24 protein-coding genes, 1 tRNA gene and 2 pseudogenes are annotated in these 22,826 nt (G+C 42.1%); 13 read left to right on the top strand and 14 right to left on the bottom strand.

Annotated features, from left to right (window positions below):
- Window positions 1-148 precede the first annotated feature (148 nt).
- The 11 genes and pseudogenes from NIES1031_RS00990 to NIES1031_RS00945 all read right to left on the bottom strand — a co-directional run bounded on the left by NIES1031_RS00990 (window position 149) and on the right by NIES1031_RS00945 (window position 6,536).
- Window positions 149-628 (bottom strand): DUF1579 domain-containing protein, encoded by a 480-nt coding sequence (locus tag NIES1031_RS00990; protein ID WP_073547685.1) that lies wholly within the window; start codon window positions 626-628, stop codon window positions 149-151.
- A 75-nt stretch (window positions 629-703) separates the two neighbouring features.
- The gene (locus tag NIES1031_RS00985; protein ID WP_073547684.1) at window positions 704-1,114 is read right to left on the bottom strand and encodes a VOC family protein; all 411 of its coding nucleotides are present in this window, start codon (window positions 1,112-1,114) and stop codon (window positions 704-706) included.
- Between the two features lie 503 nt (window positions 1,115-1,617).
- Complete coding sequence (locus tag NIES1031_RS24115; RefSeq protein ID WP_073547683.1) at window positions 1,618-1,821, bottom strand: hypothetical protein; 204 nt, start codon at window positions 1,819-1,821, stop codon at window positions 1,618-1,620.
- 35 nt (window positions 1,822-1,856) lie between these two features.
- Window positions 1,857-2,495: an MOSC domain-containing protein gene (locus NIES1031_RS00975; RefSeq protein WP_218596613.1), complete on the bottom strand. Its 639-nt coding sequence runs from the start codon at window positions 2,493-2,495 to the stop codon at window positions 1,857-1,859.
- The gene (locus tag NIES1031_RS24630) at window positions 2,447-2,674 is read right to left on the bottom strand and encodes an MOSC N-terminal beta barrel domain-containing protein (protein ID WP_218596612.1); all 228 of its coding nucleotides are present in this window, start codon (window positions 2,672-2,674) and stop codon (window positions 2,447-2,449) included. Before NIES1031_RS24630 ends, NIES1031_RS00975 begins: the two co-directional genes overlap by 49 nt.
- A gap of 9 nt (window positions 2,675-2,683) precedes the next feature.
- A complete protein-coding gene (locus NIES1031_RS00970) occupies window positions 2,684-3,109 on the bottom strand; it encodes a hypothetical protein (protein ID WP_073547682.1) in 426 nt (141 codons plus the stop codon).
- Between the two features lie 15 nt (window positions 3,110-3,124).
- Complete coding sequence (locus NIES1031_RS00965; protein WP_073547681.1) at window positions 3,125-4,537, bottom strand: ammonium transporter; 1,413 nt, start codon at window positions 4,535-4,537, stop codon at window positions 3,125-3,127.
- A gap of 251 nt (window positions 4,538-4,788) precedes the next feature.
- Complete coding sequence (locus tag NIES1031_RS00960; RefSeq protein WP_269085985.1) at window positions 4,789-5,043, bottom strand: acyl-CoA dehydrogenase family protein; 255 nt, start codon at window positions 5,041-5,043, stop codon at window positions 4,789-4,791.
- Between the two features lie 67 nt (window positions 5,044-5,110).
- Window positions 5,111-5,323: pseudogene (locus NIES1031_RS00955) on the bottom strand (hypothetical protein); the annotation flags it as partial.
- Window positions 5,324-5,570: 247 nt separating this feature from the next.
- Window positions 5,571-5,708 (bottom strand): annotated as a pseudogene (locus tag NIES1031_RS00950) (DUF4351 domain-containing protein); the annotation flags it as partial.
- A gap of 153 nt (window positions 5,709-5,861) precedes the next feature.
- Window positions 5,862-6,536 carry a SnoaL-like polyketide cyclase gene (locus tag NIES1031_RS00945; RefSeq protein WP_073547825.1) on the bottom strand — a complete coding sequence of 225 codons (675 nt, stop codon included), beginning with the start codon at window positions 6,534-6,536 and terminating at the stop codon, window positions 5,862-5,864.
- 278 nt (window positions 6,537-6,814) lie between these two features.
- On the opposite strand from NIES1031_RS00945, the gene pcrA reads away from it, so the two are divergent.
- The 4 genes from pcrA to truB all read left to right on the top strand — a co-directional run bounded on the left by pcrA (window position 6,815) and on the right by truB (window position 13,099).
- A complete protein-coding gene (gene pcrA / locus NIES1031_RS00940; RefSeq protein ID WP_073547680.1) occupies window positions 6,815-9,163 on the top strand; it encodes a DNA helicase PcrA in 2,349 nt (782 codons plus the stop codon).
- A gap of 457 nt (window positions 9,164-9,620) precedes the next feature.
- Window positions 9,621-10,910, top strand: coding sequence for a trypsin-like serine peptidase (locus NIES1031_RS00935; protein ID WP_073547679.1), 1,290 nt, complete (start codon window positions 9,621-9,623; stop codon window positions 10,908-10,910).
- 645 nt (window positions 10,911-11,555) lie between these two features.
- A complete protein-coding gene (locus NIES1031_RS00930; protein WP_178378014.1) occupies window positions 11,556-12,062 on the top strand; it encodes an META domain-containing protein in 507 nt (168 codons plus the stop codon).
- Between the two features lie 146 nt (window positions 12,063-12,208).
- Complete coding sequence (truB, locus tag NIES1031_RS00925; RefSeq protein WP_073547677.1) at window positions 12,209-13,099, top strand: tRNA pseudouridine(55) synthase TruB; 891 nt, start codon at window positions 12,209-12,211, stop codon at window positions 13,097-13,099.
- 302 nt (window positions 13,100-13,401) lie between these two features.
- Here truB and NIES1031_RS00920 read toward each other — a convergent pair.
- Window positions 13,402-13,488: transfer RNA gene (locus NIES1031_RS00920), tRNA-Ser, on the bottom strand.
- 70 nt (window positions 13,489-13,558) lie between these two features.
- Between NIES1031_RS00920 and NIES1031_RS00915 the strand changes: the two genes are divergently transcribed.
- The 9 genes from NIES1031_RS00915 to moeB all read left to right on the top strand — a co-directional run bounded on the left by NIES1031_RS00915 (window position 13,559) and on the right by moeB (window position 21,059).
- Window positions 13,559-13,927: a 2Fe-2S iron-sulfur cluster-binding protein gene (locus NIES1031_RS00915; protein ID WP_073547676.1), complete on the top strand. Its 369-nt coding sequence runs from the start codon at window positions 13,559-13,561 to the stop codon at window positions 13,925-13,927.
- Between the two features lie 34 nt (window positions 13,928-13,961).
- Entirely contained in the window at window positions 13,962-14,501 is a 540-nt protein-coding gene (locus NIES1031_RS00910) for a thermonuclease family protein (protein ID WP_236738666.1), read from the top strand.
- The gene (locus tag NIES1031_RS00905) at window positions 14,495-15,364 is read left to right on the top strand and encodes an inositol monophosphatase family protein (RefSeq protein WP_236738684.1); all 870 of its coding nucleotides are present in this window, start codon (window positions 14,495-14,497) and stop codon (window positions 15,362-15,364) included. Before NIES1031_RS00910 ends, NIES1031_RS00905 begins: the two co-directional genes overlap by 7 nt.
- 59 nt (window positions 15,365-15,423) lie before the next feature.
- Complete coding sequence (locus NIES1031_RS00900; RefSeq protein WP_073547673.1) at window positions 15,424-16,347, top strand: J domain-containing protein; 924 nt, start codon at window positions 15,424-15,426, stop codon at window positions 16,345-16,347.
- A complete protein-coding gene (locus NIES1031_RS00895; RefSeq protein ID WP_073547672.1) occupies window positions 16,347-17,579 on the top strand; it encodes an ATP phosphoribosyltransferase regulatory subunit in 1,233 nt (410 codons plus the stop codon). The genes NIES1031_RS00900 and NIES1031_RS00895 overlap by 1 nt, the downstream gene beginning before the upstream one ends.
- A 646-nt stretch (window positions 17,580-18,225) precedes the next feature.
- Window positions 18,226-18,450: a ferredoxin family protein gene (locus NIES1031_RS00890; protein ID WP_015188641.1), complete on the top strand. Its 225-nt coding sequence runs from the start codon at window positions 18,226-18,228 to the stop codon at window positions 18,448-18,450.
- Window positions 18,451-18,597: 147 nt separating this feature from the next.
- Window positions 18,598-19,329, top strand: coding sequence for an ABC transporter ATP-binding protein (locus NIES1031_RS00885; protein ID WP_178378013.1), 732 nt, complete (start codon window positions 18,598-18,600; stop codon window positions 19,327-19,329).
- An 8-nt stretch (window positions 19,330-19,337) separates the two neighbouring features.
- Window positions 19,338-19,814, top strand: coding sequence for a M67 family metallopeptidase (locus NIES1031_RS00880; protein ID WP_073547671.1), 477 nt, complete (start codon window positions 19,338-19,340; stop codon window positions 19,812-19,814).
- A 72-nt stretch (window positions 19,815-19,886) separates the two neighbouring features.
- Window positions 19,887-21,059: a molybdopterin-synthase adenylyltransferase MoeB gene (gene moeB, locus NIES1031_RS00875; RefSeq protein WP_073547670.1), complete on the top strand. Its 1,173-nt coding sequence runs from the start codon at window positions 19,887-19,889 to the stop codon at window positions 21,057-21,059.
- Window positions 21,060-21,123: 64 nt separating this feature from the next.
- On the opposite strand, the gene NIES1031_RS26180 is transcribed toward moeB, so the two are convergent.
- Together NIES1031_RS26180 and NIES1031_RS24105 are read right to left on the bottom strand one after the other, a co-directional pair.
- Window positions 21,124-22,083: a calcium-binding protein gene (locus NIES1031_RS26180; RefSeq protein ID WP_073547669.1), complete on the bottom strand. Its 960-nt coding sequence runs from the start codon at window positions 22,081-22,083 to the stop codon at window positions 21,124-21,126.
- Window positions 22,076-22,798: a calcium-binding protein gene (locus NIES1031_RS24105; RefSeq protein ID WP_073547668.1), complete on the bottom strand. Its 723-nt coding sequence runs from the start codon at window positions 22,796-22,798 to the stop codon at window positions 22,076-22,078. The genes NIES1031_RS26180 and NIES1031_RS24105 overlap by 8 nt, the downstream gene beginning before the upstream one ends.
- Window positions 22,799-22,826 lie beyond the last annotated feature (28 nt).

The following is a 22,826-nucleotide window of genomic DNA, read 5'->3' as shown; positions in this document are numbered from 1 at the left end:
CGACTGACCAATGTCACTAGACCAGGTACTTCGTCAACATAGCGAGCCATGACATCGTGTATCCGGCTGAGTCGTGCTTTGGAAAGCCGCCAATGCTCAATAGCTGTTTCTTCCGTCCTGCTACATGGTGCTAAAATCTGGAATTCTGCTATGACTGCCGTTGATAATTTACTGTCATAAACTCGTGCCACTCTCCATCATCGCCCAACACAGACGATGTCAGCACTCGATGATTGTCGTTTTTGAACTTGATCGCGTCTTTGTACTTTGCCAGCCCTTCACCAGTCATCGCCGGTCCCTCTGCGTTGAGCGTCAACACCCTTCTAGCCGCATCTAGTTCGCCATCGTATACCCAAAGGTGAGACATCATCGAGCCAATCCAAGTGCCCACATAACGCTGCTTTTGCGAATCGTAGCCAAGTGTCACCATCGTTGTTGCAGTACCACAGCCAGGCATCTCACCGTGTCCTTCAGCTAGAATCCAGATGCCATCAAGCGATCGCACGCTCTCGGTTCCCGTAGCCTTTTCCGGAGGCTGATTTGCCTCCATCATCACCTCTGTTTCGTATGTCCACTCGCCAACAAGCTTCTGTAGCCAATAGTGTTCGTTCTGTAGTTCAGTCTTCATCGCTGACTCCTATTGTGCTTTATTTGTCTCTATTGCTTATGCTCAGCTTTTCGTTTCACCGTAATGTTTAATGCATCAAGCGGCTGGCTCGGAGTTAATCATCCACGGGATGCCAAATTGATCGACAAGCATACCAAAACGGGCAGCCCAAAATGTCTTCTGCATAGCCATCCGCACTGTCCCGTTTTCAACCAATGCCTGAAAAATACGCTCTGCTTTTACTGGATTGTCAATGTTGAGTAATACAGAACAGCCTTTTGTTTCTTCATACTGCTCAGGTGAACAGTCAGAACCCATTAATAGTCGGTCGTCCACAATTAAGCTGGCATGTATAATTTTGTTGCGCCACTCCGACGGCACTTCCTCTGCCATTGGCGACTCACCATAGCTCATCATCGCTTCGATTTTGCCACCTAGACACTGCTCATAGAACTTAAACGCTGTCTCGCATTGTCCGTTGAAAGTCAGATAGGGATTCAACTGCATCGTGCGCTCCTTTGGCTAATTGATGATTGAAGAATCTACTTGCGTGAAATGATGTAGCTCCCTGATTTCCACTTGAATAGTACAAATGTACCATAAGAGACGAAATCTATTCACCAGCGAAATATATCTTAAGAAAGATGTGCAAAGTAATTTAGAATTCAAACCTACGGTGTTGAACTAACGCTCAGCAAGCCCAACTTCATCGACAAGAAGCTGAGTGATTGATTTGGAACACACTGACGAACAAAACACAAGTCTCAGAAACGCTGGCAAGAACAACACCACACTGCTGATGAGTTGTTTAAGTGCCGTACTAGAACCTCAACAAAGAGGCGATCAGGTTTTGACGGCATTGTTGTGCTGAAACCTTAGATGCCACAAGGCGTTGATCACTAGCTCTGTAGGAACTGGGTATAGCTGCCTTACCATCGACGCAGCTTCGTTACTCTGGACGCGACCAAGATTCAGTAAAAGTGATCGCCTCTTCCCCTGTGACGGTTGTATTAAAAAAGGAATTTACCGCTACCCAACCGAGTCGCGGAGTAATACCATAAGGTTGCAATGTCGATAATTTGAATATATTTTCCGACTTTAACCGAGTAAGCGATCGCACTTCCAGGCGTGATGCGATATTCTGCAACTACTTTGCCCAATGGTACAGGTATATCTAGGTAAAATGCATGAGTTGATTTAACCGCAACAGTCACTTCTTGTATTCAGTAAAAGTAAATATGTACCTGTATCAACCCAAAATTTGAATCAAATCGCCGCAACTGATTGTACCACCTTGCACTACGCTGGCATAAACGCCCACATTACCATGATTGTGCTGCACCGCAGTTTTGAGAATACTCGGATCGTTCGGTAAATCGCCTTGCGGTAATGTTGTCATGACACAACGCGGACAAAAGCCCGTAATCTTGATTTGAACTTCTTCACCGATCACAACGATGCGATTAATCCAGTCGTTTTCGATAAAATCGTTAGTTGTATTTGAAGCAATTGCAATATTAGGGCGAAAGCTGCGCATCTCAAATCGTCCTGATGGTGTTAATTTTTGTAAGCGTTCGATTGTTGCGGTTGTGAGCAAATGTAATGTAGCTAAATCAAAGAAAGTACCCGCTGGTATCTTTTCATCAGTAACAGTTTCTTGGTAGGGAAGCCCTTCCATGTTTAACCAGTATTCTTCTAGGATAGGTTCGGGCGGTGCGGTTGATGCCAGTGTTACCCCACGCCCTAACACATCGGAAAGTAACTCGTTGATGTTTTCTTGTTCACTTGATAGTTTTGTTCCGTCTGGAAGGGTAATTTCAACGGGCGGAATGTTGTTTATTATTGGTGAAGCAACAAAAGCAGCGTGGAAATCAAACAGTTTAGCCATTTGCGAGGATTTTTGGCGCTGACAACTTTACCTGTGGCAAATTCAATTAAAGCATAAGCGCGATCGCCGACTACTCCTTTGTGGCTTATCTCAGTCGCATCCAATTTTTCCCCCATCATTGATTTAACAGGGTAGCGCCGTAAAGAAACAACTGAACCAACTACCAACGCTGCTCTCATCACAATACCTCACAACTCATGCTGATTACGATTAGTCGTTTTAATTCGCTTTCTTTGACGATTCTTTGTACGACGTTGCAATAAACTACCCGATGCAACCATACCTATTAAAGTCATTGGTAGTTGCCATTGCTGTTTTTTTGAGCTAATAACTCGTGATTCTCTTCTCGCAGGTTGATGGATTTTATCAACTGTAGAATTATAAGCTGTTCCTGCTAAAGACAACGCACTTGCCACAATTAAAAGACTCAAAGCCACAGGATTTTTTGCTGGAAGCTTGCCACTTTTTATTTTGTACGAAGCATAGATAAACCACAAGAAGAGAATACTACTAACAATCAGTAAAAAAGTAATAATTGATGGATTGTTGCCAAAGGTGTAAATTGGTCCTTCAGCTTCAAGAAATTCTTTTGGATTGCTAAACGGACTACTCATATCTTTCTCCCTTGTTTAGTCTTGCATCCCTGGTTGTGGCTCTAATCTTCCTGTTACCGCTTCAGCACGATTTTGTATAGTCACTGTTGATGTTGCCCAATTCATGCTGTATTCGGGATAGCCTTCTACACCTAAGTCAGCGATATCTAATCCAGCAATTTCTTCATCACGAGGTACGCGTAAAAGATGCAATTTCTTGAGTAGCCAGCTTGTAGTATAACCTGGAATAAAGCCTAAAATAATGACACAAATTAAGGTAGGAACTAATTGTCCAATAAAACCTGTTACCGGTACACCTTCGCCTTGAGGATATCCAGTTGCTAATACTCCTACTGCTAAACTTCCTAGCAATCCACAAAAACCATGTACGCCAAAAGCACCTACTGCATCATCAATCCCAATTCTTTCGATAAATAAAGCGACTTTTGGCATTAAAAATGCACCAAAGAACGCTAAAACAATGACAACAGTTGGATGATATAAATCCATGCCAGCACCAACTGAAATGATTCCCGCAAGTCCTCCTGAAATTGTGAAAAAAGGATCGGCTTTAGAAGAAATATAAGCACCGATAATTCCAGATGCTAATGCGAGCGTTGTATTAACTCCAATCGAAGCTAAAGTCATTGGAGTTCCGTAAATCGTTGTTTCTCTGGTATAGCCTGGTAGGAAGATTAAACAAGCTGCTAAGAAGGCATAAAATCCCACAAAAATAAGCATCAAACCTACCATTGTTAACGGTAGATTATGTGGTAATATTGGTTTAGGATTGCCTCGTTCATCGTACTTACCAATTCGAGGACCGAGATTAAGTAATACGCCTAAAGTAAAGAAGCCAGAAACACCGTGAACAACTGCTGAACAACCAAAATCGTGATAGCCAAATGCAGTATAAAACCAACCAAAGGGGTTCCATCCCCACGCCGCAGCCACAACCCAGGTAAACGAACCGAGAATGATTGACATAATAATATATGCACCGATTTTAACTCGTTCGATCAAGGCTCCTGAAAGAATCGAGGCTGTAGTCATAGCAAATAATGCAAAGGCAAAAAAGAAAACTCCGGTTAGATGATCGGCGGTGTTTGGTGCTAACGCAGGCGACCAAGGATAAGATGTTTCTACAACTGCCATTGCCGCTTTTATGGTATCATTTGTTGCAGTTGTCCACGGACCAAGGATTCCTCCACTCACAGGAAATAGAGGAAAAGCGTTATAAACCCACCATCCAAAAAAGAAAAATGCGAGTCCTACGCTAGAAAGGGTGAGTAAGTTTTTTACCATCGTAGCGAGAACGTTTTTGGTGCGTGATGCACCACCTTCGTAGGCAAGAAAACCCGCATGAATCAGTAACATGAATACAGAGGCATAGAAGTAGTAGCTCTCTGATATGAAGGTTCCTAAAAATTCTTGAGCTTCAGCATTCATGGGTAATGCTTGGTAAGTTCATACTTGCGATAGATTTGTTATTACAAGTTTGCGGCTGGTAGTCTTTATTGTTTGTAACCAGTGTTACCAATAGCGATTTAGATTGATGAAGCTCATAAATGAGCAAATCGCAGACGTACAAAGGTAGGATTATATTGTAGTTTCTTGGAGAACTTTTGGAGAATTTTTAGCTTCTTCGGCGGCTACTTGGGCGAGTAAAGTTCAGCGAGTTGTTTTTTTATCTTCAATATTTAATTTGTTAATTTCGTTTGTAATACATGCTCATGATGCTCATTGACGTGTTGATTCCAGTAGTCGAGTGAGTCGATTCCTAATAATGCCAATTTGCCAACAAATTGTCTTAGTACTTCATTTGTTGGTCCCATAGCCCACCCGGCTTTACCATCACGTAAATAATGTTCGATTCCTAATTCTTTTTTGAAGCCTGTACCACCGCAAGCATGAAGCATTTTATCACAAACTTGAGCGACGTTTTTGGCAGCAATAAATTTAATTTGCCAGTACCAATGTAAGTAAGCAGAACGGGGAACATGTCACTTTTTCTACAAGCAATTATGCTGAGCGGCTGGGCAATGGTGAGTCAATTAACCCATTCAGATAAGCACAACGATGAGCTAACACTTGCGGGACATTTTCCCGCTTCCACTGGGCAGCTGAAAGTTGCACTCGCCGACCAATCTGTTTGATAGCGGATTCCACGGCACCCGAACCGATTGAGGAAAATTCTTGTGCCTGGTAATACTCATAATTCACAATGCGATATCGTGACCATCTTTTAGACAAACTACAGGTTGAGCGAAGGATTGTTCATTGGTCCAATCAATCAATTGAGCATTAGTTTGAAAGTTAGCGAGCATTCCTTGGTCTTTGGTAAATATGCCTTGACTTTATTCTCTTGTAGAGTGGCTGCGATCGCTTCCGCAGAATTACTAGAATCAACTGTAGAATGTCTACGCATTAAAATATTGGCAAACTCAATAATTTATGCATAAGAAGCATCTTTAGCTTTAAATTAAACGTTTTGACTCAACCAAGCTTCTAAATCAGCGATTTGTTCTAACGACAGCGATGCAATTTGAGTTTGCACCTGTGGCGGTAACTCCCTCAAGCGTCGCGTGAGTAGTCGCACCACAAGTTCGCGCCCTTCTGCTAAGCGCCCTTGTTATTCACCAAATTACTAAGCACGATCGCCTCTCAGAGTTAGTCCAAATAAAATAATATCGAAACGCACAAATTATCAAAAGCGATCGCTTTTGATATACATGATACAGAAAGCGATCGCGCGTCATTTAAAAGTCAATCTTTATGCTTGTTGATGAAAAGGACAGCCATTTGCAATCGTTCCACCTGATGTTAGTTTTCCTAAGAAAGAATTAGTATCAAAATAATGTTCTAGCAATTCAATTTTGAGATCGTCAGTCACCCGCGCTACACTAATACCGACGATTTCTACAACTTCTCCTGTAGGTTCATGTCCTTTGTAAGAACCGCTAAAAGTTCCCCAATGACGCCACTTGAAAGTTACATTAGGTGGTCCTGCTAACACTTCAATAAGTTCCCATAAGAAACCATTCGGAAAAGTATCATGAAAGATTTTTCCTGATGATTCAAAATCTTCAGACTTAGCACTATAGTGCTCTGATTCTCCTAAAAATAAGTTGTAAGTTCCCGCAGCAACAACATCGTTAGCTGTGTATTCTGGCTGATTATTTGTCCGCATCCGAAACTTATCAGCAACAATAGATAACCACTGTTGAGGATTCGTCTTAAAAGAGGCTTCCATTTCAAAAGTTCTGACTAAATTTTGGACGATCGCCTCTAAAGAACCTTCGATATGATTGTATTGACTTTGCTCTTTGAGTGCTGCATTATTACGCGAGTAGTCTGGTGGTTCTCCATAACGCCACTCAGCATGACTTTCCTTTGCAATCACTGTATCTCTGTCTTGAACCCACAAAGGTGTATCTGATGTACCCATAATTGTCGTTTCCGCTACTCGAAAGGATTTAATTTGATAGAGTTTAGCAAACTGTAAATTGCGCATAAATGCGAAATTTACTGAAAATCTCACTAGAATATTTATTCTTGAAGATAATAACAGTGGTACTACTGAACTCCAGCTAGCTTAATATTTGCTAAAGATTTACACCTGGGTTGCAATAAGTAGGAAGCTACAAACATCGCATAAGTTTTGTAATATAAGTCAGACAGGATATATCTTTTGCAGCCCTAAGCGCGATCGCACTTCTTACACCCATGACGACAAGTATTGACTTTCTCCATAGCCTCAATCCGAGTCAACGCCAAGCTGTAGAACATTTCTGCGGTCCGATGTTGGTCGTTGCTGGCGCAGGTTCTGGTAAAACACGGGCGCTGACTTACCGAATTGCCAATCTGATTCTGAAACACCGCGTCGATCCTGAAAATATCCTGGCTGTCACCTTCACTAATAAAGCCGCGCGGGAGATGAAAGAACGCATCCAAAAGCTGTTTGCCGAACAAATTGCGATTCGTGACTATGGAAAGCCCTTAGAAGCGTTAGTACCGCACGAACAGACAAGTTTGCGATCGCGCGTGTATAAAACAATGATTAAAGATTTGTGGATTGGTACTTTCCACAGCTTATTTTCCCGCGTGCTGCGATTTGATATTGAAAAATATCAAGATGAAAAAGGACGGCGTTGGAATCGCAATTTTTCAATTTTTGATGAATCTGATGCGCAAAGCCTTGTCAAACAAATAGTGATTAAACAACTTAATTTAGATGATAAAAAGTTTGAACCGCGTTCGGTACGCTATGCAATTAGTAATGCGAAAAATCAAGGATTAACTCCCCAAGAGTTTGAGCGTCAACAACCCAATTATCGCGGGCGCGTTATCGCTGAAGTTTACAGTCAATATCAAAGCGCTTTAGCCGAGAATAACGCTTTAGATTTTGACGACCTCATTCTCGTTCCTGTACAACTCTTTCAACAAAACGAACAAGTATTAGGCTATTGGCATAACAAATTTCAACATATTTTAGTTGATGAGTATCAAGATACCAACCGGACGCAATATGACTTAATTCGGTTACTTGTTACCAACGGAGAAACAAATAAACAAAATTGGAATTGGCAAAATCGCTCGATCTTTGTCGTTGGTGATGCCGATCAGTCAATTTATAGTTTCCGTATGGCAGATTTTACAATTTTACTAGAATTTCAGTCTGATTTTGGCGATGGTTTGCCTGATGCTGATACTCGCACTATGGTAAAGCTAGAAGAAAATTATCGCTCTAGAGAAAACATTCTGCAAGCCGCCAATGAACTAATAGAAAATAATACTCAGCGCATCGATAAAATTCTCAAACCTACGCGTGGGGCTGGCGAACAAATTTATTTATACAAAGCCGATGATGAAATTGCGGAAGCGCAGTTTGTCATTAATCAAATTCGCAATTTAGAACGCCGCTATTCTGATTTTGATTGGGGTAGTTTTGCTATTCTCTACCGCACTAATGCACAATCGCGACCGTTTGAAGATACTCTATTACGCTGGGGTATTCCTTATACAATTGTTGGTGGATTGAAGTTTTACGATCGCAAAGAGATTAAAGATATTCTCGCCTATCTGCGGGTCATTGTTAATCCTTCAGATACCGTGAGTTTGCTACGTGTAATTAACACACCGCGTCGTGGTATTGGTAAAGCTACAATCGATGCTTTGGTAAGCGCAGCGCAAGAATTAAGTATTCCTGTGTGGGAAATTATCAGCGATGAGACATCGGCGGGTACTTTAGCAGGGAGATCGGTAAAAGGTGTGACGAGTTTTGCGCAGTTAATCAGCCACTGGCAAGAACAAGTCGATATTACTCCGGCATCGGTCATTGTGCAAGCAATTATGGAAGAATCAGGTTACATTCAAGACTTGAAAAACCAAGGTAATGATGAAAGTTTAGAACGCCTGCAAAACTTGCAAGAACTCCACAATGCTGTCGTCCAATTTGAAGAAGAAAGTGAAGATACTTCTTTAGAAGCTTTTTTAGCTAGCACAGCTTTAAATTCTGATTTAGATAATTTAAAAGAAGGACAAAAAGCCGTTTCTTTACTAACACTACACGCGGCTAAAGGGTTAGAATTTCCTGTAGTTTTCCTAGTAGGAATGGAACAAGGTTTATTACCTAATTTCCGTTCGTTAGACGATCCTGATTCTTTAGAAGAAGAACGACGTTTGTGTTATGTTGGCATTACTCGCGCGCAAGAACTCTTGCATCTTTCGCACGCGCGGGAACGTCGTCTTTATGGTTCGCGCGAACCGGCGATTCGTTCGCAGTTTTTGACAGAGTTACCCGAAGAATTACTTGCAGATCAACAGCCTGCGAGTCGGAGTTACACAAAACCACCAAGTATCGCTTCGCGAAGCAGAGAAGTAGCTGCGACTCCTGTAAATACAAGTCCGCAAAATTGGCAAGTCGGCGATCGCGTCTTACACAAAACCTTCGGAGTTGGTGAAATCACTCATGTTTTCGGTTCTGGAAATAAAGTCTCTGTCGCGATTAAATTTCCCACACTAGGTCAAAAAATTATTGATCCGAGAATCGCCCAGTTGCAACGAGTAAATTAATCTTAAAACTACTTGCTTTTTGTCATGGATTGAGCATCAATCTTTAACTTAGATTTGAACCACTTGAGTGTAGCCATCACAAACTGGCTAGGCTTGGCGATCGCGGGTTTCAAGTGAAATCTTGAATAAATTTTAGTAACATTCAATACTCGCTCAACTGACAACAGCGAGCCTGTATTCGTATCGCTTCACTGTTTTTCGCCTCTGGTTTTACAAGCTATGTAAAACTACATAGCTCTACATGAATAAATGTTACAAAATCTTGGATACTTCCGGAAAGGCAAGATTTGACGTTGAGGGACACCTTGCAGACAAGTTTTAAGCAGGAGTGTCAATGTTTATGAATGGTAAATGATTAATAGGCTATCGCATCTCACAGTGACGAATTATTGCTCACCAAAGCGCTGAGGCAAAAAATTAACTGTTGCCATAAATTTTTGTGCTTAATAAATTAATCATGAACAATATGCACATATCAATTACGCAATCATTAACTATTGCATCAACTGGATTACTACTAAGTTTGCTAAGTAGTTATGGGTCTGAGGCTCTTGCCCAAAACCGTGATGTTGCCGTAGTCGTAGTAGGACAACAACAACCGTTGTCTCCAACGGCGATCAAAAACTCTTTGCCACACAGGAATTCTCTAGCACCACTATATCTTCCTAATCTCACTCCATCTAGCCAAGCAGAAATCAACCAAAGTGGAGTAACGCCAGGAGTAGCGACACCAGGGAAGGTTTCTAATCAAGGAAATCGTATGAATGGAGAATTCTCTACAAATTCAGTAGATAACTCGATTATTCCTCAAGCTTTTGGCTCTATTTCAGTACCATACACTTCCAAACGAGTGTCACATCTGCCTACTTCAGCCGTAGGTGCTGGTTCTAATGCTTACCTCAGCGCTACTTATCCTTATCGTACTATGGGAAGGCTCACATTCAACATCGGTTCTAGAACCACTCATTGTTCTGCAACCTTAATTCGTAGAAGTGTAATTGTCACCGCTGCACACTGCATTCAGGACTTTGGCACTGGCACAAGTCTTTTCTCAGGTTTCACATTTACACCAGCATCTTATAATGGCTCTGCTCCCTATGGAAGTTGGGCTTGGGAATCACTTGTGAGACCTGCTTCTTGGGCAAACGGAACCGACACAGGAAGCGGAACGGCTAGAAACAATGACTTAGCGGTTATTGCTTTGCGCAAGAATTCCCAAGGTCAGTTTATTGGAGATATAACTGGATATTTAACTTACGGTTGGAATAATTATTCATTTGTTAGCTCTAGTCGTACAGGTAATTTATCAGTTGCTGCACTTACCACCACTGGATATCCAGCATTATCAGATTCAGGTCGGATTATGCAAAGATCTGATGGACCTAGTTATCTGACCACAGTTAGTGGTGCTAAGCAAATCTATCAAGGTAGTAATTTTACTGGTGGCGCAAGTGGAGGAGCTTGGTTAGCTAATTTTGGATATCAAGATCCCGCTTTCTCTGGAGGAGCAAATGCAGGCAATGCATCTACGGCTAACGTAATTGTCGGTGTCACTTCTTGGGGTTCTATTGATCCAAATTCACCAAAAGATAATTACTCATCTCAATTTGCACAAAATACACAATACCCTTCTAGTAGTTATGGTACTTTTGGAGCCGGCAATATTGGTTCTTTGCTGAACACATTATGCTCCTCAAGACCTTCGGGTAGCTCCCAGACTTTTCAACAACTAGGATATTGTACTTAATATTTACCAATAGTTAGGTGTTATTAATTGTTAGCAATAAGTGCCTTTAGAGGTTACAATCTCGTTGCCTATTAAAGGCATTTATTTTATTATAAAAATCCAGTGGATTGAACAAAAATAAATATAGCAGTCCTAAATCATTCGTGAGACTCTCTCTTTTCTCTGCGTTACGCCAGTTGCTGTAACGGGGGACACCCCCAAGGGCGCACTGGCTCCTTCCTCTGTGTCTGGAGTGGTAGCCTACGGCATGCCGCTCCGCGTCTACGTCTCCAAAAAAAATCTTACAACTCAAATAAGATTGCTATATATGTAGCAGAGGTCAGAGATCAGGGTTGAAAATTAGTTAGAGTAATGGTTATTCGTATCTTCAATGTCTCAACTACCCCAACGAGACTGATATATTAGCAATTGCTTGCAATTTTATAGTTGCAAAGACTTTTATCGACTGAGATTTCTAATTTTTTTATAATCACAGCATTCTAACTCTAACAGCGTTCGTTTTTACTCTCTTTATACGCGATTGTAGAGGGAACAGAAAATAGGAAAAAAGTGTCTTTGAGTTTACCTAGCTTTGAAAAAAGAGGATAGGGATCTTCAATTTCTACTTCATTTATAGATGAGAGGTTATCCATCATGCGAACAAAGATGGTTACACTCAAACTTTTTTTAGTACCATTGGGTTCTATCTTAATTACCACGGGGGTTGTCTTAAGCTACAGTCTTAGTTTATTGGCTGGTACAACGTCTTCTTTAACCCAATTACTTTCTATGTCCTCCGAATCCTCTTTGCAGTCTGATATAGCTTTCAAAAATTATTCTTGGCAACTTGAACGTTGGGAGCGTCAAGGGTCTGTTGTCACTCTTGTACCCAAAACCAAGATATCTCTGCGTTTTGAAAACAATCAAGTAAATGGTTCTGGGGGATGTAATAGTTTCAACGGCTCCTATAATTTGGTGAATAATCAACTTTCTGTAGGCGCATTAAGTGCAACTCGAATGCGCTGTGACGAACAGGTAATGAATCAGGAATCCCAATTCTTTTTTGCTCTCCAATCGGTACGTTGTATTGCGACTGATGCTTCAGGTCGTTTAATGTTATTTTATAAAGGTGATACGAGTGAGGGAGTGCTGTACTTTGTAAAAGCAAAGTAAAACCATGTCACTTTTGAAAACAGTTATAACTAAGCCCCAAGATGACTTATCTTCTGCCTCTTCAGCAAAGGGAAATGGTAAAAACAAACGATTGCTATGTAGTACAAAATACAATATTTAAGTTTTACTATTTTTCGTAACAACTAGTGCTAGGTTTCCTCAATTTAAACAAGCCCCCTGGGTTCACTTCTCACGATTGCGTCGCGCACGTACGACGACTTTTACAAATGAAGCGTGTTGGACACGGCGGAACACTAGATCCTGCGGCGACAGGAGTTTTACCGATCGCTTTAGGTAAAGCTACCCGATTGTTACAATTTTTACCAGGAAATAAAGCTTATCAAGCAACAATTCAACTAGGAATTACGACAACAACCGATGATCTAGAAGGGGAAGTTATTACCTCACAGCCAGTATCAAATTTAACTCTAGAACAAGTTGCAACCGCACTCAAACAGTTTCAAGGCAAAATTGAGCAAATACCGCCGCGTTATAGTGCAATCCAAGTTCAAGGAAAACGCTTATACGATCTTGCCCGTGCAGGGGAAAATGTTGAAATTCCTGTACGGAGTGTCGAAATATTTCAGATTGAAATTTTAAATTGGTACCCAGGTGATTTTCCGCAAATCGAGGTGGTGATCACCTGTGGTGCGGGAACATATATTCGCGCGATCGCTCGCGATTTGGGTAGAGTCTTACAAACTGGTGGAACTTTAGCTAAACTCATCCGCACGCACAGTAGTGGTTTTGAAATTGCAGATAGCTTAACGTTTGAGCAATTGGAATTTCAAATTCAACAACACAGTTTTCAACCTATTCTACCGACACGGGTATTACAGCATCTTCATGCTGTCACCTTACCTATTGCGATCGCTCAAAAATGGTGTCAAGGTCAAAAAGTTTCTTACGATGCTACTGATGAATTACCGTTAAACTCACCGTTGCGGATTTATCACGAAGGCGAGAACTTTTTAGGGATTGGATATTTAACGATAATAGATACAGAAACCACGTTAGTTCCACAAATTGTCTTTTAAGCCACTTCAATTAGAATTTTTAGTTGCTGATTGATGTTGTGTGTACTCGTGATAGACTAGCATCTTCGTTAATTGCTTGTTCTGCTTCGATGTAAAGCTGAGCAACAATTGCTTGCCGGTTAATAAAAGCTTGCTCTAAAGCCGCTTGTATTCTTATATTTTTAGCATGCCCTCCTTCTTCAATCTATACGCAGCAAAGTCGCATAAACACTGATAGTCTGAATAGTGCCACGCAATTATTGAATCAAAACAAATCAACCATGGTTTGTGGCAAAGCTACTAGCTAGTTTTAGGTTTTAGAACGGAGAGGGAGGGATTCGAACCCTCGAATAAGTTGCCTTATTACAGCATTTCCAGTGCTGCGCCTTCAACCACTCGGCCACCTCTCCAGGTGTCACAAATTATAATTATACAATGAAGTCATGCACATTCAGCAAGAATAGATAATTTATTAGCTTCATGACTCGTTATTACAAAATTCAAATTCGCGATCGCGCGCGCGATAAGAACTACACGCTCAAAGTTCCTGAAGACGGCTATATCCTCCAAAATGCCGAAAAGCAAGGCGTAGAACTGCCATTTTCCTGCCGTAATGGTGCTTGTACAACCTGTGCGGTACGAGTGCTATCAGGAGAAATTTATCAACCCGAAGCGATGGGCTTATCTCCCGAATTACGCGCCAAAGGCTATGCGTTGTTGTGCGTTAGCTACCCACTTTCTGATTTGGAAGTCGAAACCCAAGACGAAGATGAAGTATACGAACTACAATTCGGACGTTATTTTGGTAAAGGAAAAGTGCGGGCGGGTTTACCGTTAGATGAAGATTAGAGGTCAGAGTCATGCTACGTTTAAAATTGTTTGCGTGCTGCTTCTACTCTTAATTTCGGCGTGTCAGCCAAAAACAACACCGCAAGGTAAGACTGTCAAGGTAACGCGGGTAGTCAGTGGTAATACACTTGAAGTCATCGGCTTAGAGGCGCAAAGTAATTTTAATGCACGAGTCCGCCTCATCGGAGTAGACGCACCCGATTTGCAACAACAGCCGTGGGGACAAACGGCAAAACAACAATTAGAAAAAATTGTTCAAGGCAGCAATGTTCTGCTAGAGTTCGACGTGCAACAAAAAGACCGTTTTGGTCGCTACCAAGCGTATGTATGGTATGACAAAGTATTGTTAAATGAATGGCTTGTCGCACAGGGATATCTTCTAGCTGTTGCTAGAAACCCTAATGACAAGTACACTCAGCAACTGACTCGCGCGCAAGAATCAGCTAGACTCATGGAGCGGGGGATTTGGAATCCCTTTCAACCAATGCGTTTGACTCCAGCAGAATTTCGCCGTCAGCTAATATTGCAGAGGACACCTCCGCAATCACTGCCATTTCAATCTCGTCAATTATGACTTCAACTTCCCAACTGCAAATTTATCTAGATATTGCAACAGAAGCCGCGCTAGCTGCTGGAGCGGTTGTTCAAAGCTATTATGGTGCATTAGATGGAGTTGTTGAAAAAGGACGCCCTGGAGATTTAGTCACCCAAGCCGATAAAGCTTCCGAAGCCGTCATTTTAGATGTGCTACGGCGTCACGTACCGCAACATGGAATTTTGGCGGAAGAATCAGGTAACGTCGGAAATTCAACCAGCGATTATCTTTGGGCAATTGATCCCCTAGATGGTACAACCAATTTCGCGCACCAGTACCCTAGTTTTGCTGTATCAATTGGGTTACTCGTTGCGGGGAGTCCCCACGTAGGCGTGATTTTCGACCCTTTCCATCAAGAATTATTTCGGGCTGCTAGAGGCTTAGGCGCGACACGCGATCGCCGCCCAATTTCTGTTTCCCAAACGCAGGAACTGAGTAAAAGCCTTTTAGTTACAGGTTTTGCCTACGATCGCCGCGAAACACCAGACAACAACTATGCAGAATTCTGTCATCTCACACATCTTACGCAAGGCGTGCGCCGCAGTGGCTCCGCCGCGCTTGATTTAGCTTATGTCGCGTGTGGGCGCTTAGATGGTTACTGGGAACGCGGACTTTCACCGTGGGATATCACGGCGGGAATTGTCTTACTTGAAGAAGCTAAAGGAAAAGTCACTGCTTACGATCAAAGTCCGTTTGATATGGCATCGGGGCGAATTTTAGCAACAAACGGCTATCTCCACGCAGCTTTGAGTGATGAGTTGCTACACGTTCGTTCTTTAACATCGGTAGGGAATAATATTAACAACAGCGATCGCGCTTTTAGCTACGAATCCCCAACTTAGGAAATATGGCGCAGTACACTAGAAACAACTTATAGGCTTTGCAGGTGGCACAAGGTTCTATGTCATTTAAAATCGACCGTGGCTTATTCCAGTATGATTTCACTGACCACCATGCAGTTCTCGGCATTCCTGTCGATGCAGATTTCGAGCGAATTCGCAAACGTTATCTGCAAATAGCCCGTCGTTTACACCCTGATAGTTGTGCAGCCAGCACTCCAGAAGAGAAACAACTCGCCAATCAACTACTCTCAAAAATTGTCAATCCTGCCTACGAACAATTCTCTAAAGAGCGTAACCGTACTGAACATCTTGTTGTACTAAGAGAAATGAGCAAGCGTCTGGCACAAGAACCAACTACCGTTGAACTAAAATCTAAACTAGCACAAAAGTTAGCTCAAGCAAGCAATATTGAACACTTTTATCAAACTTCACTTCACCAGCTAGCCGCAAAGCAGTATGAGAATTTCGAGCAAGTTTTCGATATTATTGGCACTTTAAGCGAACTCAATTTAGTCTACTTGATGCACAAAGGTGCGAGTGGTTTTCAGCAACCCAAAGCATCAACTCGTACTACTCCCAATCCCAGCGAAACCCCACAGCCAACGCCTACACCCCAACCTACAAGCGCTGTCGAGCAATATTATCGCCGCGCGCAAGCTTGTATAGAAAACAGTAACTTTGTGCAAGCGCGGATTGAGTTACAAGATGCACTCAAGTTAGAACCAAATAGTAGTAGCTGCCATAGCTTGATGGGAGTCTTGTATTTGAAGCAAAATCAAGTCACCATGGCTAAGGTTCATATTAATAAAGCATTGCAGTTGAATCCTCAAGACCCAATGGCACTTAAAGCAAAGAAATTACTCAATCAAGCAACACAAACATCGAGTACAAAATCAGCGTCAGTACCTCAGCCGAGTCCAGGAAAAGCCAATAATGGGGGTAGTGGTTTGTTTGGTGGTTTATTTGGCGGGAAGAAAAAGTAATGGTATATCAGTCGCCAGCAGGGGCGCGGGATTTATTGCCCTTAGATGTAGCACAAAAACGGTGGATCGAAGAACGATTGCAGCAAGTCTTTCACCGTTGGGGCTATCACCGCATTATTACATCAACTTTAGAACACCTCGATACCTTAATGGCAGGTGGTGCAGTCGAGCGATCGCAACTGATTCAGCTTCAATCTGATGAAGGCGAGATCGGACTACGCCCCGAACTTACCGCATCTATCGCCCGCGCCGCTGTGACGCGCATGGCAGGCTCGATGTATCCGCAACGCTTGTACTACAATGCTAATGTTTTTCGCCGCGCGTCAAGTAGTAACCACAATCAGCAACAAGAATTTTATCAAGCAGGCGTTGAATTACTTGGTGCTAAAGGTTGGCTAGCAGATGCGGAAATTTTACTGTTGCTTGCTGAGTGTATGCAAGAACTCAGTTTAAATAACTGGTGTCTGATCTTAGGCGAAGCCGGAATCGCGCGATCGCTCTTATCAACATTTCCAGTCAATTTGCGCGAACAAGTTCGCTATGCGATCGCCAACCTCGACCGCATCACACTAGAAACTTTACCCCTAAGTCACGAACTACGCGATCGCGCGCTGATGATGCTTGACTTACGCGGACGTCCTGCTGATATCTTACAAAAACTCGCCTCGCTCAATTTAGAAATACCTCAAACAGAAGCACTCAACTACTTGAAGTCGTTACTTGCTTTATTAGATGAATGCTTTCCAATATCATCACAAGCAATTATCCTCGACTTAAGTTTGATCCAAACATTTGATTACTACACTGGAATTGTTTTCAAAGTCGTCAGCAATACTCATCCTGCAAGAATTATTGGACAAGGTGGACGTTACGATCAACTCTTAGGACTGTATCACCCACAAGCCGAAACAATTCCAGGAATTGGATTTTCGCTGAATATTGAAGATTTACATCAAGTTTTACTTCCCTCACAACAACTGCCTCACGCAACTCCTGCAAGTCATTGGTTAGTGGTTCCCGAAACTCCCCAAGCTTACACCGCAGCCTTTGCCTATGCAGCTAAATTACGCACTTCGCAACATCTTGTACGCGTTGAATTGAATTTAAGCGATAGCGATCCTGATAAGATTCGCGAGTACGCCCGTCACCGCCGTATTCAACAAATTGCTTGGATAAAACCCGAAGGTCTACCTACGATAGAGGCGATCGCATTCACAAAAACGCCTCACTAGTAAGGAATTGAAAATGCCACCTTCACGAGTTTCTACAACAAGGTTTTGAAGTCGAAGTCCCCCAAATATTGGGGAGCTACTGAAGTGCGGAGTTTCCTCCCGCGCGTGAGCGCAAGTTGCGTGGATTCAAGGAGCAAATTTACCATCTTTAACACTTCTTAGGCATCCTCCTTCAATAAGATTTTATCAAGCTAGATTGTCAATTAAAATACAAGTTAGCTTATTTTTAACTGTATATTAAATAGTTGAATTTGTAGTAAAAAAAAACTAATTAATCCTAGTAGAAAACACTGTATTCTTTTGAAATTTATACTTAAAGTTAATTTCATTAAGTAGTAACACCATTTCACCAAATAAACACTACGAATCATTTTTCTTCTGCTGCCTATTTGTAGCAAATTCAAAGTGACATGGTATAAGAAGGTATTAAATAGTTAGTAATGACACTTACAATATACTTAAGGAATAGATTAATAATTTGGTTTAATTAGCTATTTATATAGTAAAAATAAAAAGGAAAAGATTTATACATCGGCTGACTTTTGGCAGCAAGATATAAGGACAAGGAAACTTAAAATCAAGTTTTTTGTTAGAATCAAAAAATATTCTAATCTATCTAGTTTAAAGAAGCAGAAGAGAGAAGGTTATGCCACATACAATCGTTACAGAAACTTGTGAAGGAGTTGCTGACTGCGTTGATGCTTGTCCTGTAGCTTGTATTCACCCTGGACCAGGAAAAAACATGAAGGGTACGGAATGGTTCTGGATTGATTTTGCTACCTGCATTGACTGCGGTATTTGTATTCAGGTTTGCCCTGTTGAGGGCGCAATTGTTCCAGAAGAAAGACCAGAATTGCAAAAAAATCCTTAATAAGTAGATATTAAGTTAGGAGATTTTTCAAATACAGCCTTAAAACCAATGAATTGTACTTAATTTAAGCGTCGTAATTAATTATGCAGCTAAAAGCTGAAGCTTAAAGGATAATATTCATACTTCACCTCTTTTGGCTGTGCGCGTATGATGCAAACGACTCCTTTATTAAAAGTTGAGGATGTCTGGGCGGGTTATGTTAAAGACTTAGACATCCTGCAAGGAATCAATTTTTATATCTTCCCTGGAGAATTAGTTGCAGTTATTGGTCCTAATGGTGCAGGAAAATCGACATTAGCAAAAACTATATTTGGGCTATTGACTCCGCAGCGCGGGAAAATCACTTTTAACAATGAAAATATCGCTGGACTTAAATCAAATCAAATTGTACAGCGCGGAATGTGTTACGTACCACAAATTGCAAATGTGTTTCCTTCTTTGAGTGTAGAAGAAAACTTAGAAATGGGAGCTTTTATTCGTAACACGCCCTTAAGTGAACTCAAAGAGAAGATTTATACAACTTTTCCTGTTCTAGCGAATCGCCGCCGCCAAAAAGCAGGAACACTTTCCGGAGGAGAACGCCAAATGTTGGCGATGGGGAGAGCGTTGATGCTAGAACCGAGTTTGCTGTTATTAGATGAACCTAGCGCAGCACTTTCACCGTTGTTAGTCAATAATGTATTCGAGCAAATACAACAAATTAACAAAGGAGGAACCGCGATTGTTCTTGTAGAACAAAATGCGCGTAAAGCATTAGCCATGGCGCATCGAGGTTATGTACTCGATACAGGACGCGATCGCTTTACTGGTTCAGGTAGTGAATTACTCAACGATCCCAAAGTCGGTGAACTTTATCTTGGTGCAGGTAAACACCACTAGCAACGCATATGTTTTTAAGTATCTCTCCAGCGCAGCTACAAGCGATTCGCGCGCACGCCGAAAGCACGTACCCAGAAGAATGCTGTGGTTTTTTATTGGGTAAAGTCGTTGACAAGCAAAAATTAGTTATCGAAGTTGTCCCAACGGAAAATGCTTGGCACGCTGCAGTACTAGAATGGAAAGACGATTCGACCAATCATGGCAAAATAGACCGATATGCGATCGCCCCGCAAGAAATGTTCAAAATTCAAAAAGCTGCACGTGATCGCGATTTAGATATAATTGGTATTTACCACTCACACCCGAATCATCCGGCAGTTCCTTCGCAATGCGATCGTCTCTATGCTTGGCAACAATACTCATATATCATAGTTTCGGTGGTCAATGGCGAATGTGACGATGTGCAGAACTGGAGCCTGGACGACCGTCATCAATTCCAGTCAGAAAATCTAATCGTTACAGAACGCTTTGAGTCGTTATTTTAAAAACTACAAAAATCCAAACATCCCAAAGCTATCCTCAGATAGGATCAAAAATCTGTTCCTTCACACACTGTTATGCTCAATCCCAATCTGGATGAAATCCAGTTAACAAAAGAAGAATACGAACGATATTCGCGCCACCTGATCTTACCCGAAGTTGGGCTTGATGGGCAAAAGCGCCTCAAAGCCGCAAGCGTACTGTGTATTGGTACAGGTGGACTCGGTTCACCGCTACTTTTATACCTTGCGGCTGCGGGTATTGGACGTATTGGTATCGTTGATTTTGATGTTGTCGATAATTCAAACTTGCAACGTCAAGTCATTCATGGCACATCCTGGGTTGGTAAACCTAAGATTGAATCGGCGAAAAACCGTATCTTAGAAATCAATCCCAATTGTCAAGTTGATTTGTACGAAACTCGCTTGAGTTCGGAGAACGCTTTGGATATCATCGCACCTTACGACATTGTAGTCGATGGTACAGATAACTTTCCAACGCGGTATCTCGTCAATGATGCGTGCGTGTTGTCTAATAAACCTAACGTCTACGGTTCGATTTTCCGGTTTGAAGGACAAGCAACCGTATTTAACTACGAAGGTGGTCCTAACTACCGCGATTTATATCCTGAACCACCACCCCCTGGAATGGTTCCATCGTGTGCTGAAGGCGGCGTTTTAGGAATTTTACCTGGTATCATCGGGGTGATTCAAGCAACTGAGACTGTCAAAATTATTTTAGGGCAAGGAACAACTTTAAGCGGACGGTTGTTACTGTTCAACGCCCTCGATATGAAGTTTCGCGAGTTGAAACTGCGTCCGAACCCCGAACGTCCTGTCATCGATAAACTCATCGACTACGAATTTTTCTGTGGTATTCCCCAAGCCAAAGCCGAAGAGGAGAAACGACAGATGGAAATGCCAGAAATGACCGTACAAGAATTAAAAGAATTGCTCGATAGTGGTGCAGATGATTTTGTACTACTTGATGTGCGCAATCCTAACGAATACGAAATTGCCAAAATTCCAGGTTCTGTCCTCGTTCCGTTACCCGATATTGAACGCGGTGAAGGCGTCGAGAAAGTGAAAGAACTACTCAACGGTCATCGTTTAATTGCGCATTGTAAGATGGGTGGACGCTCTGCGAAAGCGTTAGGGATTCTCAAGGAAGCAGGAATAGAGGGAACCAACGTTAAAGGTGGGATTACTGCTTGGAGTCGCGAAGTCGATTCTTCTGTACCTGAGTACTAAGGGATGGGGTGGGGATAACCCACCTTTTTTTGATCTAAAGCACTTTTATTGTCAGGCGATCGCGTTAACTAATCGTCTGTGTGATATCAGTATCTATTAACAGAGTCGCGGCTCCAGAAGTATAGCGATCGTACAACACACCACCAAAATTAGTGGTTCCACGATCGCTCCATCCTTGCAGTGTCGAAGTGACAGCATCTCCAGTATTACCTTTGACAATCAATTGATTTGTCGTCTCAGATAAATCCAACAAATCCAAGCGCGTGAGTTTGAGGGTGTTGTTACCAGTCCCTGCAAGATCAATAATTTCAATTCCTGTAATTCGGTTATTTGGTGTCGTTGTCAAGTCAATATTGACACCACTGATATCAACCGCGAGTGTATCTGTACCACTTCCGCCATCAAGACGGCGATCGATTGCACCATAGCTCAGAACGTCGTTACCCGCACCACCAATCAGGACATCGCGACCTGCTCCACCTCGGATTGTATCATTACCTAATCCACCGACGAGAATGTCATCGTCGTTTGTCCCCAGAAGTAGGTCATTACCCGTAGTTCCCTGGCGCGTGACTTTGTTTGTAAAATCGCGTCCAAAAATGACATAACTTTCTCCCGCAGATTCTAGACCATTAGGGTCAGCACCTGGGGCACCAATAATCAAGTCATTAAAGCCATCACCGTTGACATCGCCTGCACTGCTAACCGAGCCACCCGTGTAAAAGCCACGAATTCTATTAATGGTAAAGCCATTATTGCCATTAAGTTCTGCTAGGTTGAAGCTAGCATCAAACCCTGAAGCTTTGCCAAATACAACGTAGCTTTCAACTGCGTAATTGAACATTCCAGAATCAGAAGACAATACTGCCCCAACGATAATGTCATCAAATCCATCACCGTTAATATCTCCTGCATCACTGACAAAGCTACCCGAATAATCATATGTACTCGCGCCGTTAATCGTAAAGCCATTTCTACCGTTGAGTGTAGAAAGGTTGATTTCATCATTGGTGAACCTAAACATAGTTGCCGTTGAGATTCAGTGCCGCATTTCCTTGAACAATTGCAATCAATTCGTCTGCGGCACCACTGTTGTCACGGTAGATTGCTGTCCCTGCGGGTAAATTGCCTCCTGAAGCAGCTAAAAAATAATCGCTGCGTTTGCTATTGAGCCGGATAAAGTCATTATTAGCATTAAAATCGGTAATCAACGCATAATCTCCTAATCCTGGAGTTGCAGCGTTGCGATCATTGTAAAATGTGGTTGTGGCGTTTCCTAGGATAAATGTATCTCTGCCACTACCACCCGTAAGTGTATCTTTGTCACCAACTGTGCCATTGCTACCAATTAAAGTGTCATCGCCTGCATTGCCAATAAGCAAGTCATTCCCTGCTTTACCTCTAAGAATATTCTTAGATGAAGTACCCATAATCTTATTATTTAAATCATTGCCAGTACCAGATATAGTAAAGTCGCCTGTTTGCGTTAAAATCAAATTCTCTACGTTGGCACTCAACTCATTATTAGAAAAACTGTATATTGCAGTGTCGATACCAGAATTAGGCACTTCAATTATCTGTGGATCGTAGGAAATTGCTATATAAGTATCGTCACCGTCACCACCATACAAAACATCAAAACCCAATCCGCCATAAAGCTTATCCTTTCCTGCGCCGCCGTAAAGTGTGTCGTTACCACGACCCCTGTTTAAGGAGTCATTGCCATCTCCACCTCTCAAGACATTGTTGGCGTTGTTACCAGTAATG

Origin of the sequence: Chroogloeocystis siderophila 5.2 s.c.1 (assembly GCF_001904655.1) — a bacterium.
Lineage (GTDB): Bacteria > Cyanobacteriota > Cyanobacteriia > Cyanobacteriales > Chroococcidiopsidaceae > Chroogloeocystis > Chroogloeocystis siderophila.
Note: the sequence above shows the minus strand (reverse complement) of the source record. Positions and strands in the feature narration are given on the sequence as shown.

Excerpts from the sequence above, each read along its gene's own strand:
- NIES1031_RS00945 (WP_073547825.1), bottom strand. The coding sequence starts at position 6,536 with ATGGGTACATCAGATACACCTTTGTGGGTTCAAGACAGAGATACAGTG.
- NIES1031_RS00935 (WP_073547679.1), top strand. The coding sequence starts at position 9,621 with ATGAACAATATGCACATATCAATTACGCAATCATTAACTATTGCATCA.
- NIES1031_RS00915 (WP_073547676.1), top strand. The coding sequence starts at position 13,559 with ATGACTCGTTATTACAAAATTCAAATTCGCGATCGCGCGCGCGATAAG.
- NIES1031_RS24630 (WP_218596612.1), bottom strand. The coding sequence starts at position 2,674 with ATGAGAGCAGCGTTGGTAGTTGGTTCAGTTGTTTCTTTACGGCGCTAC.
- NIES1031_RS26180 (WP_073547669.1), bottom strand. The coding sequence starts at position 22,083 with ATGTTTAGGTTCACCAATGATGAAATCAACCTTTCTACACTCAACGGT.
- NIES1031_RS00900 (WP_073547673.1), top strand. The coding sequence starts at position 15,424 with ATGTCATTTAAAATCGACCGTGGCTTATTCCAGTATGATTTCACTGAC.
- NIES1031_RS00975 (WP_218596613.1), bottom strand. The coding sequence starts at position 2,495 with ATGGCTAAACTGTTTGATTTCCACGCTGCTTTTGTTGCTTCACCAATA.
- moeB (WP_073547670.1), top strand. The coding sequence starts at position 19,887 with ATGCTCAATCCCAATCTGGATGAAATCCAGTTAACAAAAGAAGAATAC.
- NIES1031_RS00880 (WP_073547671.1), top strand. The coding sequence starts at position 19,338 with ATGTTTTTAAGTATCTCTCCAGCGCAGCTACAAGCGATTCGCGCGCAC.
- NIES1031_RS00930 (WP_178378014.1), top strand. The coding sequence starts at position 11,556 with ATGGTTACACTCAAACTTTTTTTAGTACCATTGGGTTCTATCTTAATT.
- NIES1031_RS00965 (WP_073547681.1), bottom strand. The coding sequence starts at position 4,537 with ATGAATGCTGAAGCTCAAGAATTTTTAGGAACCTTCATATCAGAGAGC.
- NIES1031_RS00970 (WP_073547682.1), bottom strand. The coding sequence starts at position 3,109 with ATGAGTAGTCCGTTTAGCAATCCAAAAGAATTTCTTGAAGCTGAAGGA.
- NIES1031_RS00885 (WP_178378013.1), top strand. The coding sequence starts at position 18,598 with ATGATGCAAACGACTCCTTTATTAAAAGTTGAGGATGTCTGGGCGGGT.
- pcrA (WP_073547680.1), top strand. The coding sequence starts at position 6,815 with ATGACGACAAGTATTGACTTTCTCCATAGCCTCAATCCGAGTCAACGC.
- NIES1031_RS00990 (WP_073547685.1), bottom strand. The coding sequence starts at position 628 with ATGAAGACTGAACTACAGAACGAACACTATTGGCTACAGAAGCTTGTT.
- NIES1031_RS00890 (WP_015188641.1), top strand. The coding sequence starts at position 18,226 with ATGCCACATACAATCGTTACAGAAACTTGTGAAGGAGTTGCTGACTGC.
- NIES1031_RS00985 (WP_073547684.1), bottom strand. The coding sequence starts at position 1,114 with ATGCAGTTGAATCCCTATCTGACTTTCAACGGACAATGCGAGACAGCG.
- NIES1031_RS00895 (WP_073547672.1), top strand. The coding sequence starts at position 16,347 with ATGGTATATCAGTCGCCAGCAGGGGCGCGGGATTTATTGCCCTTAGAT.